Origin of the sequence: Tateyamaria sp. (assembly GCF_039945315.1) — a bacterium.
GTDB lineage: Bacteria > Pseudomonadota > Alphaproteobacteria > Rhodobacterales > Rhodobacteraceae > Tateyamaria.
On sequence record NZ_JBDUXB010000049.1, the window covers coordinates 1 to 13021 of the forward strand.

Below are 13021 nucleotides of genomic sequence, written 5' to 3' on the forward strand. Positions count from 1 at the left end.
AGGGAAAGGATCAAACGAAAGACGCTCGAAGCGCGCCGCTTGCAACACAGACAACGCGCCGCATAATCAAACCAACAAGATGAGCCAAACTCTCTCTTAGTTTAGGTCGCCATTGGTTCCAAAAACTCTGACGACCGACAAACACGAGTGTCCGCTTTTGGTCAGATGTGACCTCCGCGATAATGCCTCATCGCATCCAGAGCGTAGCTCCAAAAAACTGGATCGCATTCATCAGCACAATGCAGACTTATGCGCAAACATCATGCAAATTTAAGGGCGCCAATCTAAGATTGTGTCCTTTAAAATCAGAGATGCTCGTGCAGCATTATGCGCAGCCCTATAAGAGGGCCATTTCAGCGACGGAAGACCACCTTTTGCAGCAGTCCACAATTTCCCAATCCGTCAAATTCACTTGCGGGAAAGTTTTTCCCCCGTTTTTCTGGACGTCAAAAGCCGCCGTGGTAGTTCTGTTCCCATCGGAACGAGGGAAGTAAGCTCCCTCCAAAAAAATAGGCAAATAAACGTGGCGACAATTCCCGAAGATCAAGCTGAATCAATCGGATTTGGCGACCCGCTCAATAACTTAATTCCAATGCAGGTAGGAAGTTCGAGCCGAAGAAAAAACGAATTTCGTTTAACCTGCTCAACTTCTGGCTCAGGGTCGAAGAGGGTGTATTGAAATGACCACTGGGCCAAATTGGATAATTGAGCCTGCCGGAATGAATGACGCTGCCCGTGCACTGGGAGTCTCACGACGGAGTCTGACCGACATTCTTGCAAAGCACCAATGCTTCGAACGACGCGGCAACAAAAAGGTGTTTTATCCGAAACATATTGAAGAACTTAGAGAGGCCATGAAATGCCAAATAGCGACTGGGAACCAAAGTGGACGGCGCAAGGATGGACGGTCTCGTTCTCAATCGAAGGACGGCGGATTCGCAGACGCCTTGGCATCCGTGATAAAAGCCTCAAAAGCTTAGCACGCCAAAAAGCCCAACAACTCTACAAAGAGGAATGGGCGTTCCAGTTAACACCCCCCACAACTAAGGGTGTACCATTCTGGGAAGCTGCGGAGGGTTATTTCAACGCCGGCGGAGAAGCGCGTTTCTTGCCGAAGCTGATCACTCATTTCGGCGAGTACACCACAATCGATGAGATTGGGGAAATGGAAATCGTAACATGCGCCATGCAGGTTTACCCTGACGCGGCCCCGGATACTCACAGACGGCAAGTACGTGTGCCAATCAATGCGGTAATTCGCTGGGCTAAAGGGGAGCGCAAGAGGCCATCCACGGACAAAAAACGGGTCCGCTGGCTCACTCCTGAAGAAGCCGAGGTTTTGATGGATGCCGCCGCTAAGTTGACCTTACCCCGTCACAAAGAGCCAGAGCTTTTTACACTCAAGAAGATCGCGTTCCTTCTCGGGTCAGGGTGCCGAACAGGAGAGTGCTTTGCGGCAGACACCAATGACTGGAACTCTGCAACCTCTCAGTTATTCATTCCTGCCGAATTGGATGGGGCAGGTAAAACTGTATCGAGTGAGAGATGGGTGCGCCTACCCAGCCGATCTGTTCACCTGATGGGCGAGTTACCTGAATCGGGTCGGATGTTCCGCACGCCATACGGCAAACCGATCAAGTTGCGAAAGAATGGCGGCGGCCAAATGCAAACTGCTTTCAACAAAGCCCGAGATTCTGCGGGCCTTGGAAAAGATGTGACGCCACACACGCTCAGACATACGTGGGCAACTTGGTACTATGCCCAGACAAGAGACTTTGGCGGCTTAATGGATCTCGGTGGTTGGGCAAAAAGCGAAATGGCTAATCGTTATCGGAAGATTGCGCCTGACGACTTAGCGGATCGCCTATTTAAGTTAGGGTGGGATTTTCGGCAAGAAACTGGCAACTTCGAGAGAAAGAACCCCTTACGTATTGTAAAATATAGAAAATTCTACGTGCCATCCTCCCTTAGCAGGGGAGCGCCTTCGACCACTCGGCCACGTCTCCGCCGACAGGTGTACACCTGCATCTACCCGGGAAACAAGGGCAAAACTGTCCGCCTTGATCGCTCTGTTGAGTACCGGTAAAAAAATTTGGTTCAGGCGCCAACCTGCACAAGTGTTGCGGGTTCCCGTACGACTTGCGACGGCGCCACAGCAGGCTTTGGTTTTTGCTGAGGTAAGGGCACTGAATAGCGAACTTTGTCCGCCAGATCATGGCCGAACCGGGCCATCAGGGCGTTGCCCAATGAACGGTTTTTCGCATAGCACAGCGCAGTTTATGTGCATCCCACTCGGCATAAATCGCACCTTTGTGGGCAATCACTGTCGCGCTTGCCACACCCCCCTGTAACAACATGATTTCCCCAACAAATGCAGGGCCTTTGGCCGTGTAGCTGACGCCTTGCTTCTCTACCGTATAGGTGGGTGCATTGATGAAGAACAAAGCGTCACTTGCCTCGCCTTCGTGCAGCAGGACACTGCGGCGATCCGCGATCCGCCAGCGTGCCCGCCGGTTCACCCAGCGGAACTGCCCCGGAGACAAGGTCATGAACTGTTCAAACACTCTCCGGTCGGTCTTGGACATGAACAGGATTGAGCGTTCGAATACAATGATGATGATCAATGATGCGTTGATCACGACCAACACGGTGTTGGTCATCACAGACCCCCAGATCGACGGAGTTTGCAACGCATAAAACACAATGTCGCAGAACGTGCCGATGATCATCAACACCCGCAACATCAACTCGTCCCGCACCAGAAATCCAGCGGAACGGAAGAACAGGCCCAAAAAAATCAGTGCAATGTAGGGGTTATCAAACATGAAGTGCCAATCAGATCAAACTATGACCCAGACCTTAGCACTTGCCGCCCACTCGTTAGAGTAGTGAATTCCTGACCTGTGACCGCTTTAGGTGTTGAAGAGGAAGTGGAGCACGTCCCCGTCCTTGACCGTATACCCTTTGCCTTCTGCACGCATTTTGCCTGCATCCTTGGCCGGTTGCTCGCCGCCCAAGGTGACAAAATCATCGTAAGAGATCGTCTCGGCCCGGATAAACCCTTTTTCAAAGTCTCCGTGGATCACGCCGGCGGCCTTGGGCGCTGACGTCCCCGTCTTGATGGTCCACGCGCGGGCCTCTTTGGGGCCGACGGTGAAATAGGTCTCAAGATGCAAAAGCGCGTATCCTGCTTGGATCAACCGGTCGAGCCCGGCCTCGCTTAGGCCCATCTCTTCGAGGAACATCTGCGCCTCGTCTGGTTCCAGCTGGCTGATCTCTTCTTCGATCTGGGCCGAAATCACCACATGCGCGTTGCCCTGCGCTGCTGCCATCTCGGCCACAGCCGCGGAATGGGCGTTGCCGTCTGCGGCCTCAGATTCTCCAACATTGCAGACGTAAAGCACGGGCTTGGTGGTCAGTAGCTGCAACATGGTCAACGCTTTGCGGTCGTCCTCATCCACCTCGACCAAGCGGGCTGGCTTGCCCTCTTCGAGGGATTCCAAAGCGGCCCGCATCAGCCGTTCCTGTTGCACAGCTTCCTTGTCGCCCCCGCGCACTTTGCGCACAATATTTTGCAGGCGTTTTTCGATGCTCTCGATGTCGGCCAGCATCAGTTCCGTCTCGATGGTCTCGGCATCGGCCACAGGGTCGACGCGGCCTTCGACATGGGTGACATCACCGTCTTCAAAACAGCGCAGTACATGGGCGATGGCATCAACTTCGCGGATGTTGGCCAGAAACTGGTTGCCCAGGCCTTCACCTTTGGATGCGCCTTTGACGAGGCCCGCAATATCGACAAAGGTCATACGGGTCGGAATGATTGATTTCGACGCAGCGATTTCGGCGAGCTTGTCCAGCCGGTCATCCGGCACAGCGACCTCACCCACGTTGGGTTCGATCGTGCAAAACGGAAAGTTCGCGGCCTGCGCCGCTGCCGTTTTGGTCAGTGCATTGAAAAGTGTAGATTTTCCCACGTTGGGAAGACCCACGATGCCCATCTTGAAACCCATGTCAGCGCCTCTTGTCCATTTCGCGCTGTCCTAGGGGGTCTGATGGGTCAAGACAAGTCCCTGCGGTCCCGCCGATCCTCACGTGCATGAAAGATCAGGAACCAGGCCAGAAGGATAAACATCGGATGGGTAAGCCCACTCGAAAAAATCAACGCAGGCACCCAGATCAGGAACACCACGATTGAAAGGATCGGTCGACCGGTCAGCAGGATCGACAGCGGCGGCAACAGTATAGCGAGTATATAGTTCATGAACGCGATATAGGGTCACCCGCATTGCGATGGGAGGGGGTAGGCAATCTTTGACCGCGCAACGCAATTGTTTTTGCCGCATTGATTTCCCCGCACCTTTTAGGCATTGCGTGCACCAACACCACCAAAGGGAGCTGGGTGATGAGCCGCATTGATGCAAAATTTGCCGAGTTGAACGCGGCTGGGAAAAAAGCCTTCGTATCTTATGTGATGGCAGGTGATCCGGACTACGACCGATCCCTCGAGATCGTCAAAGGGCTGCCTGCGGCCGGTGTGGACATCATCGAACTGGGCCTGCCGTTCACCGACCCTATGGCAGATGGGCCAACAATACAGCTTGCCGGGCAACGTGCGCTCGAGGCCGGTATGACGCTGGAACGCACGCTTGAATTGGCCCGGACGTTTCGCGCGGAAGACGACACAACACCGATCGTGTTGATGGGCTACTACAACCCGATTTATTCACGGGGCGTCGATAAGTTCCTCGTTGACGCCAAGGCCGCCGGGATCGACGGTTTGATCGTGGTGGACCTGCCCCCGGAAGAAGACAGTGAACTGTGCATCCCAGCGCAGGCCGCTGGCCTCAACTTTATCCGGCTTGCCACGCCCACAACAGATGACAAACGTTTGCCGACCGTGCTGCAGAACACGTCTGGCTTTGTCTACTATGTCTCGATCACAGGGATCACTGGCGCGGCCGAGGCTGAGGCCACCGATGTGGGCCCCGAAGTTGCGCGGATCAAAAGTGCGACGGATCTGCCCGTGATTGTCGGCTTCGGGATCAATACACCCGAAAAATCCCGCGCTATCGCCTCGGTGGCGGATGGGGCGGTCGTCGGGTCCGCAATTGTCAGCCGGATTGGCGCTGGAGACAGCCCGGACGATGTGCTGGCTTTTGTGAAAACTCTGTCGGATGGCGCGCACACCGCCTAGGCGCGCGCCTCTTCCACCAACGCAATCGCCGCCGCAACAGCCGCGTCGATCCCAAGTCGCGACGTGTCCAGCACATCGGCCCCATTGGCCGGTTTCAACGGTGCCGCACTGCGTTCACTGTCGCGACGGTCACGCTCAACAACATCTGCCAAAACGGCGGCGTATGTGGTGTCCTGCCCGCGCGCGATCAACTCGTCATACCGACGTTGGGCGCGCACTTCTGGTGTGGCGGTGACAAACATCTTCACCTCCGCCTGCGGGCAGATCACCGTGCAGATGTCGCGCCCGTCCAGCACCGCGCCCCCCGCCCGCCTGGCAAAAGCCCGCTGAAAATCGAGCAATGCGGCGCGCACGTCAGGGATGACAGCCGCCTTGCTGGCTTCTTGCGCCACAGCGGCCGTCCGCAATGCTGGATTCTCCAGTGCTTTGGCTTCCAGATTGCGGGCGGCCTCAACAGGATCTGCGCCTCCAAGCACCTCAGCCCCAACCGCACGGTAAAGCAGCCCGGTATCCAGATGCGCCAACCCAAACCGCGCAGCAATCGCACGCCCAATGGTGCCCTTGCCCGCTGCCGCTGGTCCGTCGATGGCCACGGTAAAAGGTTGCGTGCTGTTCATCAGGTCCGGCTTACTTTTGCGCCAAGCCCCGCCATCAGCGGTTCAAAGATCGGAAAGGAGGTCGCAATCGGCCCACCATCATCCACCGACATCGGTTTCTGCGTGGCCATGCCCATCACAAGGAAAGACATCGCGATGCGGTGATCAAGGTGACTGGCGCAAGTCACGCCGCCCGGCACATTACCGTGACCAAGACCCAGAACAGTCCACCAGTCCGGCCCATCCTCAACGCCTACGCCAGCTGCGCGCAGCCCATCAGCCATCGCTGCGATACGGTCACTTTCCTTGACGCGCAGTTCCTTGACTCCCGGCATATGCGTCTCACCTTTGGCAAAGGATGCAACGACAGACAGCACGGGATATTCATCAATCATGCTGGCCGCGCGCTCTGGCGGCACTTCGATACCGTGCAGGTCAGGCGAAAAGCGGGCGCGCAGATCGGCCACAGGCTCACCGCCTTCGAGCCGTTCGTTCTCATAAGTCAGGTCAGCACCCATCTCGCGCAGCGTGGTGAACAGGCCGGCGCGGGTCGGGTTCAATCCAATGGTCGGCACCACAACGTCCGACCCCGGCACAATCAGCGCCGCACAGACTGGAAAGGCAGCCGACGAGGGATCTCGGGGCACATCAATATGCTGCGGGCGCAACTCGGGGCGGCCTTTGAGGGTGATCACACGCCCCTCATCCGTCACTTCGGTGCTGATTTCGGCCCCAAAGCCAGCCAGCATCCGCTCGGTGTGATCGCGCGTCGCCTCGGCCTCGATCACAACAGTCTCACCGGGCGCATTGAGGCCTGCCAACAATACCGCAGACTTCACCTGCGCCGATGGCACAGGAACAGTGTAGTGCGCGGGAATCGGATCAGCGGCACCAACAAGCGTCATGGGCAAACGCCCGCCGCTGCGGCCAACAGCCTCACAGCCGAACAGGGCAAGCGGATCAGTAACACGGGCCATGGGACGCTTGTTCAGGCTCGCGTCGCCAGTAAACGTGACAGATATAGGCGACGTCGCCATCGCCCCCATGATCAGACGCACGCCAGTACCGGAGTTACCGCAATCAATGACCTGATCCGGCTCAGCAAACCCGCCAACACCCACTCCATGCACAGACCACTTGCCACCGCCTAGATCGGTGACCTCAGCCCCAAAGGCACGCATCGCTCGGGCGGTGTCCAACACATCCTGCCCTTCCAGCAAACCGGTGATCGTGGTTTCACCCACGGCCATGGCCCCAAGGATAAGGGACCGGTGTGAAATCGATTTGTCCCCGGGAACATCTGCGCGGCCCGACAAGGGGCCACTGGCGGCAGAGGTCATTGGGATAGGGTCACCATGGCTGGACATGTTTGCGCTCGCACTTGCAGATTTTCGGCACACCTACCCGCCTGCGCGTGGCCCGTCCAGACCAGCGCAGCCCTTGCATGGGTTTCTTCTGACGAAAAATACCACAGGGGTCCGGGGGCTGGCCCCCGGGGCGCGGAGCTATCCCAGCCGGCGGAAGGTCAAATAATGTGGCACCCGACCCTCACGCAGCGCCTTCTGCTCGTAGCGGGTGCTGATCCAATCATCCCAAGATTCGCGCCAGTCGCCCGGGCGCTCTGCCAGCCACTCAAACCCAGTCTTGGGCACTTCTTCGAGGGTCTGGCGCACATAGTCGGGAATGTCCGTCGCGACCCGCAACACGGCGCCGGGCTTCATAACACGGGCCAAAGGCTCCAGATGCTCTGGCGTAACAAAGCGGCGGCGGTGGTGGCGTGCTTTGGGCCAGGGGTCGGGATACAGCAGAAAGGCGCGCGCGATGCTTGTTGGGGGCAAGACATCCATCAAATCGCGCGCATCCCCGGGATGCACCGAAAGATTATCAACGCCCGCGCGGCGGATCTTGCCCAGCAGCATTGCGACGCCATTGATGTAAGGCTCTGCCCCAATGATGCCGACGCCCGGGTTCTGCGCGGCCTGATGCACCAGATGCTCACCGCCACCAAAGCCCACCTCCAGCCAGACGGGGCGATCTCCAAACAGAGCCTCAAGGTCCAACGGAATACGGTCGGGATTGTCGTCCCACGACACATTCCCCGGAGACAGCGCTGCAAGGTCTTCGGCAAGATAGGTCTTTTGGCTGTCTTTCAGGGTCTTGCCCTTGATCCGGCCATAAAAGTTGCGATGGGGGCGTTCAGTCATGGCGCGGCGTTTAGCGCGGGGCGCGCGGCAGGGCAATGGGGCCTTGAAACCTCAAGGATCGCGCGCGGCATCCATCATAATGCGCAAGTCCGTCAGAACCGGGCGGATAGCAAGCAACCGGTCGGTATCAAAGTCCGCAGCAAGGCGGGCAAATTCTGTCCCAAGGGCACTGATGGTCTGGCTGCGCAAATCGCGCCCTGCTTGGGTCAGCCACACCCGTTTTGACCGGCCATCTTCGGGATTGGGCCGCAACTCGACCAACCCATGCGCCTCAAGACCCTTTAGCGTGTGGGTCATTGAGGTTTTTGGCACCTGAAAGGCGCGCGCCATATCAACGGGCGTACGACCATCCTCGACCCGGCACAGATGGTTCAGAACTGTGAAATGGGGCGCAATCAGGCCATCGGGCAACCGCGCCTCAAGAATGGCGCGGCTCAGTTGTTCGATAATGCCAATCTCGTTGAACACTTCAAAGAAAACGGCAGGGTTATGTTCAGGCATTCACAATCTTGCTTTCAATGGGCCAGCGCGGACTTTGACCCACGTCCGGGCCATAACCGATGCGCGCCAACATTTGCACGGTTCCACCGTCCGGCGCCAGTCGCGCGTGCAGATCGGAATAGATGTCTGCCATCTCAGGATATTCCTGCAAACCCTGACTCAAGGGCTGCATACCCAGACCCAAGCCAGTGGCAGCAAGGTTCAGACGCAGCCAGTCGCGGCCCGCCACGATCTGATCAGCCCGCGTATTGCCGGGGGTTACTTGCCACAGATGGCCCATCGCCGTGTCAACATTTGCCATCACGGCCGCAAGGCCTTGATCATAAGCCATCGACTCGCGATCCAACGCAATCTCACGGGTGAAAGTGCGCGTGATCGCCATGGCTTCGAACATCGGTCCCGTAAAATCAATGCCGTCAGGGTTGGACGCAACTTCTCGACTGCCGATACGAAACAGATCGACGCTTTCCTTGTAGGTGCGCGGTGTTTCTATCTCGATGCGCAACGCCTCATGGGTGATCTCGCGCATCTGCCCGATGGACTCCGGATCAACCGATCCCATCACCTGTGTTCCGCCAGCACTTGCCAAAACCTCCTCCAGCGTAGACTGATCCACCGTCCGAGTCACATCAAACGGTTCTTTGAGCGAACGGCGCGCCATCACATGGGCAAACAAATCCTGTTCGGGGTTGGCACCACCCTCGACAAACCGGGCGACCGCCACGCGGCGTGCATCCAGTGCACTTGGGTCAGAGCCGTCAGGAAACAGGTCAAGATCAACACCGTACCCCCGCTCAGCTGCGGCCAGCACCATCATCTCAATAAAACAGCCCAGCCCAATGCAAATCTGACGACTGAACGGATCGGTGTGCGGCAACAGACGATCCGTATCAACGCGCAGTGTCACCTCCCCTTCCGTGCGCAAATCTACCTGCCACGGCTGACGGTTATGCGGGTTGGGGGCGAGGATCGCGTAACTCAGGGCGTGCATGCGCGGATCGGAATAGCCACCCGCTGCCGCCCACGGCTCGTAGGCGGATGAGGGCATGCGCGTCACGCTATATGCGGCAACGCCGGTTGCGGCCAGAATTGTTCCTCCGCCCAAAAGGGCAAGTGTTTTGCGTCGGGATATGGTCATGGGTCTCCCCACTTTGTACGATTTCGAACTATACATCAAATATAATGCGATATCGCACCAAACAAGTGCAGCTTTGTACTTTTTGAGCAGTTATCAAAAGACGATTGAACCCAACACACCAAATTGGTAATGAAACCTGACCAATATGCGAGGTTTGAGCGTGGCCAAAATCACCAACATAGAAGACTTGAAGCGAATCTATAAACGGCGCGTGCCCAAAATGTTCTACGACTACTGCGAATCCGGCAGCTGGACCGAACAAACCTTCCGCGAAAACAGCAGCGATTTTGATCAGGTCCGCCTGCGCCAGCGGGTCGCTGTGGATATGACGGGCCGCAGCACGGCTACCAAGATGATTGAGCAGGATGTTTCCATGCCCGTGGCTCTTGCCCCCGTGGGCTCAACCGGCATGCAACATGCAGACGGCGAAATTCTCGCGGCCAAGGCTGCCGAGGCCTTTGGGGTGCCCTTTACCCTGTCGACAATGTCCGTCTGTTCCATCGAAGATGTGGCAGAAAACACCACAAAACCCTTCTGGTTTCAGCTCTATGCAATGAAGGACAAGGACTACACCAAGCGGGTGATCCAACGGGCCAAAGATGCAAAGTGCTCGGCCCTTGTCGTAACGCTGGATCTGCAAATCCTTGGACAACGCCACAAAGACCTCAAAAACGGGCTGTCTATCCCTATCCGCCCGACCATGGGCAACATCGTCGATCTGGCGACAAAATGGCGCTGGATTGCGGGCATGGCCAAAACCAAGCGCCATCAATTCGGTAATATCGTTGGCCATATCGACGGGATCAGCGATATGTCATCGCTGGCCATCTGGGCGTCCGAGAGTTTTGATCCCAAACTGAACTGGGAAGACGTCAAAGAAATCAAAAAGATGTGGGGCGGGCCTTTGATCCTCAAAGGCATCCTCGATGCGGATGACGCGAAAATGGCGCTGCAGGTCGGGGCGGACGCGATTATTGTGTCGAACCACGGCGGGCGGCAACTGGATGGGGCGTTGTCCTCGATCCGGGTTCTTCCGTCCATCATGGACGCCGTCGGCGACAAGATCGAAGTGCATCTCGACAGTGGTATCCGCTCGGGTCAGGACGTGCTCAAGGCCATCTCGATGGGCGCCAAAGGCACATATATCGGGCGCGCATTCATCTACGGTCTTGGGGCCATGGGACAGGAGGGTGTCACTTCAGCACTCAACGTGATCCACAAGGAACTCGACACCACTATGGCGCTCTGCGGTGAAACACAGGTCGAAGATCTGGGACGGCACAACCTGCTGGTACCCGAGGATTTCGACGGACGCTGGCGCCAGTAATTTAAAGCCGAAAAGACCACACCAGCGGCTGCCCCCCGGGCAGTCGATGGCACGGTTAACGTTCTTCGACCGTCCGCCCCGCCAGCATTCGTGCCCAAAGCGGCAGCAACACTGCCGCGACGACCAACATGGTCGCCCCGATCGCGTAGAACGAGGCGCGCAGGCCATAGCCTTCGGCCACATATCCCATAACAACAGGGCCAAGGAAAAAGGCGGCATACCCAAGCCCCGCCGCCTGAGAAATCGCCGCCAAACGATGACGCGGGGACACTGCCTGTCCCACCAGCCCAAGGGCCAGCGGTCCGACGACAGACACGCCAAGCCCACCCAGCAAAAACCCGGCATAGGCCACCGGCAAAGTTGGAGCGGCACCGGCAAGCCCCAGGCCGATCCCGGCCATACATGAGGCGAGGATCATCACACGCATCGGGGGCCAGCCCGTGCCAAACAGATGCGCCCCAAGCCTTCCAACGGCCATCCCAGCAGCCAAAAGCGCAGGCCCAAGCGCACCCTGCGCCGGCCCTCCACCTAGGGTGCGTTCCACATGCAATGCCGACCAGCCCTCGGACGCGGCCTCGCCCAGAAAGGCGGCCAGAACCACAAGGCCGCCGACCCAGACCAATGCATACGGCATGCCCGTGGCCGAAACCGCATCTTCGTCAGGCAGCTCGCGTTCGGGCAGTTTCATCCAGATCATCAGCGCAGCCACCACGACGCCCATGCCCACAAAGATGGCAAATGGGCCAAAGCCTGCCTCGCGCGCCGCGCCCACGCATATCGCGGCCACAGCATAGGTCAGAGAAAACAGCCCATGATTCAGGTTCATCAGACTGCGCCCGGTCTCGGATTCGGCCTCGCTGACCTCGGCATTCGCCAGAACGTCGGCCACCCCGGATCCACCAGCGGCAAGAAACAAGGCAAAGCCCACGAAAACAGGCCCCTGCGCCAAACCACTCAGAACAAAACCCAAGATCATAAAAGCAATACCGGCAATCATAGACCATGATCCGATCCAACGGTACACAAGCGGAGCCAGCCACATCGCCATCAACGCACCGGTCGATCCGATGAGGATCAGCGTGCCCCAGAACCCGTCGCCAACTCCTACCTGGGCCTTGATCACAGGCATCTGGGCCGAGAAACTGGCCCAGCCAATGCCAATCACCGCAAAAGCGGCCAAAGCCCGACGTGAGGCATAAAGATCATCACATAAACGCATCACGCAGCGGTGCCACGTGGCCCCTCCCCCGTCCAGCGCAAATCGACGCGCATTTCGCACTTTTCAAGCGGCTCAAACCGGTGTAAGCGGCGCACTTCACGCGGGGTGACAGCCTTGGAGGCATCCCGCCCTAACATTTGGAGAATTATCATGGCTGGAGAGATTCCTGATCTCGAAGCTCTGGAACGGACGGGGACAGGCAAGGGCGCCGCTCGTCAGGCACGCCGCGACGGCATGGTTCCAGGGATTGTATTTGGTGGCGACGTTGATCCGCTGCCCATCAATCTGCCCTTTAACAAACTGCTGAAAATGTTGCGCGCAGGCCGGTTCAAATCGACCCTGTTCAACATGAAAGTTGACGGCCACGACGACGTCCGCGTGATCTGCCGCGACGTGCAGCGCGATGTCGTCAAGGACCTGCCCACACACGTGGACTTCATGCGCCTCAAGCGGACCACAAAAATCAACCTGTTCATTGGTGTTGATGTCGACGGCGAAGATGTTTCGCCGGGCCTGAAAAAAGGCGGTGTGCTGACACTGGTACGTCCCGAGGTGGAACTGGTTGTGACAGCGGGCGACATCCCCGAGTCGATCACGATTGACGTCTCCGAAGTCGAAATTGGCGACAGCATCACGATCTCTTCGGTCAAACTGCCCGAAGGCGCCAAGCCCACAATCGACCGTGACTTTGTCATTGCCAACATCTCGGCCCCATCGGGTCTGCGTTCGGCGGATGATGAAGCCGCAGAAGAAGGCGAAGTGGAAGCAGGCGACGTGCCAGCGTCCGAGCAGACCGAAGACGCATAAGCGCGCTTCACCTGCTGACGAAAGACAAGGCCGCT

Annotated in this window: 13 protein-coding genes; 4 read left to right on the top strand and 9 right to left on the bottom strand. The window is 57.7% G+C overall.

Going from position 1 to position 13021, the window contains the following annotated elements:
• The first annotated feature begins 859 nt into the window (after positions 1-859).
• Positions 860-2086, top strand: a complete 1227-nt coding sequence (locus tag ABJD00_RS14950; protein ID WP_413832187.1) for a tyrosine-type recombinase/integrase — start codon at positions 860-862, stop codon at positions 2084-2086.
• A gap of 145 nt (positions 2087-2231) precedes the next feature.
• Here ABJD00_RS14950 and ABJD00_RS14955 read toward each other — a convergent pair whose 3' ends face one another.
• The 3 genes from ABJD00_RS14955 to ABJD00_RS14965 all read right to left on the bottom strand — a co-directional run bounded on the left by ABJD00_RS14955 (position 2232) and on the right by ABJD00_RS14965 (position 4261).
• The gene (locus ABJD00_RS14955) at positions 2232-2825 is read right to left on the bottom strand and encodes a cyclic nucleotide-binding domain-containing protein (protein ID WP_413832189.1); all 594 of its coding nucleotides are present in this window, start codon (positions 2823-2825) and stop codon (positions 2232-2234) included.
• A gap of 87 nt (positions 2826-2912) precedes the next feature.
• Positions 2913-4010, bottom strand: a complete 1098-nt coding sequence (gene ychF, locus ABJD00_RS14960; protein WP_413832191.1) for a redox-regulated ATPase YchF — start codon at positions 4008-4010, stop codon at positions 2913-2915.
• A 47-nt stretch (positions 4011-4057) separates the two neighbouring features.
• Complete coding sequence (locus ABJD00_RS14965) at positions 4058-4261, bottom strand: hypothetical protein (protein WP_413832193.1); 204 nt, start codon at positions 4259-4261, stop codon at positions 4058-4060.
• Positions 4262-4402: 141 nt separating this feature from the next.
• Between ABJD00_RS14965 and trpA the strand changes: the two genes are divergently transcribed.
• The gene (trpA, locus tag ABJD00_RS14970) at positions 4403-5194 is read left to right on the top strand and encodes a tryptophan synthase subunit alpha (protein ID WP_413832195.1); all 792 of its coding nucleotides are present in this window, start codon (positions 4403-4405) and stop codon (positions 5192-5194) included.
• Here trpA and ABJD00_RS14975 read toward each other — a convergent pair.
• The 5 genes from ABJD00_RS14975 to ABJD00_RS14995 all read right to left on the bottom strand — a co-directional run bounded on the left by ABJD00_RS14975 (position 5191) and on the right by ABJD00_RS14995 (position 9633).
• Positions 5191-5811, bottom strand: coding sequence for a (d)CMP kinase (locus ABJD00_RS14975; protein WP_413832197.1), 621 nt, complete (start codon positions 5809-5811; stop codon positions 5191-5193). The genes trpA and ABJD00_RS14975 overlap by 4 nt on opposite strands.
• Positions 5811-7157 (bottom strand): 3-phosphoshikimate 1-carboxyvinyltransferase, encoded by a 1347-nt coding sequence (aroA, locus tag ABJD00_RS14980; protein ID WP_413832199.1) that lies wholly within the window; start codon positions 7155-7157, stop codon positions 5811-5813. Before aroA ends, ABJD00_RS14975 begins: the two co-directional genes overlap by 1 nt.
• 138 nt (positions 7158-7295) lie before the next feature.
• On the bottom strand, positions 7296-7994 hold the full coding sequence (gene trmB / locus ABJD00_RS14985; protein ID WP_413832201.1) for a tRNA (guanosine(46)-N7)-methyltransferase TrmB: 699 nt from the start codon (positions 7992-7994) through the stop codon (positions 7296-7298).
• A 51-nt stretch (positions 7995-8045) separates the two neighbouring features.
• A complete protein-coding gene (locus tag ABJD00_RS14990) occupies positions 8046-8495 on the bottom strand; it encodes a MarR family winged helix-turn-helix transcriptional regulator (RefSeq protein WP_413832203.1) in 450 nt (149 codons plus the stop codon).
• A complete protein-coding gene (locus ABJD00_RS14995) occupies positions 8488-9633 on the bottom strand; it encodes an Acg family FMN-binding oxidoreductase (RefSeq protein ID WP_413832205.1) in 1146 nt (381 codons plus the stop codon). The genes ABJD00_RS14990 and ABJD00_RS14995 overlap by 8 nt, the downstream gene beginning before the upstream one ends.
• Before the next feature lie 160 nt (positions 9634-9793).
• On the opposite strand from ABJD00_RS14995, the gene ABJD00_RS15000 reads away from it, so the two are divergent.
• Positions 9794-10960, top strand: a complete 1167-nt coding sequence (locus ABJD00_RS15000) for an L-lactate dehydrogenase (protein WP_413832207.1) — start codon at positions 9794-9796, stop codon at positions 10958-10960.
• 55 nt (positions 10961-11015) lie between these two features.
• Here ABJD00_RS15000 and ABJD00_RS15005 read toward each other — a convergent pair whose 3' ends face one another.
• Positions 11016-12182, bottom strand: a complete 1167-nt coding sequence (locus tag ABJD00_RS15005; protein WP_413832209.1) for an MFS transporter — start codon at positions 12180-12182, stop codon at positions 11016-11018.
• A gap of 147 nt (positions 12183-12329) precedes the next feature.
• Between ABJD00_RS15005 and ABJD00_RS15010 the strand changes: the two genes are divergently transcribed.
• Positions 12330-12986: a 50S ribosomal protein L25/general stress protein Ctc gene (locus ABJD00_RS15010; RefSeq protein WP_413832211.1), complete on the top strand. Its 657-nt coding sequence runs from the start codon at positions 12330-12332 to the stop codon at positions 12984-12986.
• The last annotated feature ends 35 nt before the right edge of the window (positions 12987-13021 follow it).

What these genes read in the sequence shown, in the direction of transcription:
- trpA (WP_413832195.1), top strand. Translation starts at nt 4,403, where the DNA reads ATGAGCCGCATTGATGCAAAATTTGCCGAGTTGAACGCGGCTGGGAAA.
- ABJD00_RS14955 (WP_413832189.1), bottom strand. Translation starts at nt 2,825, where the DNA reads ATGTTTGATAACCCCTACATTGCACTGATTTTTTTGGGCCTGTTCTTC.
- ychF (WP_413832191.1), bottom strand. Translation starts at nt 4,010, where the DNA reads ATGGGTTTCAAGATGGGCATCGTGGGTCTTCCCAACGTGGGAAAATCT.
- ABJD00_RS14995 (WP_413832205.1), bottom strand. Translation starts at nt 9,633, where the DNA reads ATGACCATATCCCGACGCAAAACACTTGCCCTTTTGGGCGGAGGAACA.
- ABJD00_RS14950 (WP_413832187.1), top strand. Translation starts at nt 860, where the DNA reads ATGCCAAATAGCGACTGGGAACCAAAGTGGACGGCGCAAGGATGGACG.
- ABJD00_RS15010 (WP_413832211.1), top strand. Translation starts at nt 12,330, where the DNA reads ATGGCTGGAGAGATTCCTGATCTCGAAGCTCTGGAACGGACGGGGACA.
- ABJD00_RS14990 (WP_413832203.1), bottom strand. Translation starts at nt 8,495, where the DNA reads ATGCCTGAACATAACCCTGCCGTTTTCTTTGAAGTGTTCAACGAGATT.
- aroA (WP_413832199.1), bottom strand. Translation starts at nt 7,157, where the DNA reads ATGTCCAGCCATGGTGACCCTATCCCAATGACCTCTGCCGCCAGTGGC.
- ABJD00_RS14965 (WP_413832193.1), bottom strand. Translation starts at nt 4,261, where the DNA reads ATGAACTATATACTCGCTATACTGTTGCCGCCGCTGTCGATCCTGCTG.
- trmB (WP_413832201.1), bottom strand. Translation starts at nt 7,994, where the DNA reads ATGACTGAACGCCCCCATCGCAACTTTTATGGCCGGATCAAGGGCAAG.
- ABJD00_RS14975 (WP_413832197.1), bottom strand. Translation starts at nt 5,811, where the DNA reads ATGAACAGCACGCAACCTTTTACCGTGGCCATCGACGGACCAGCGGCA.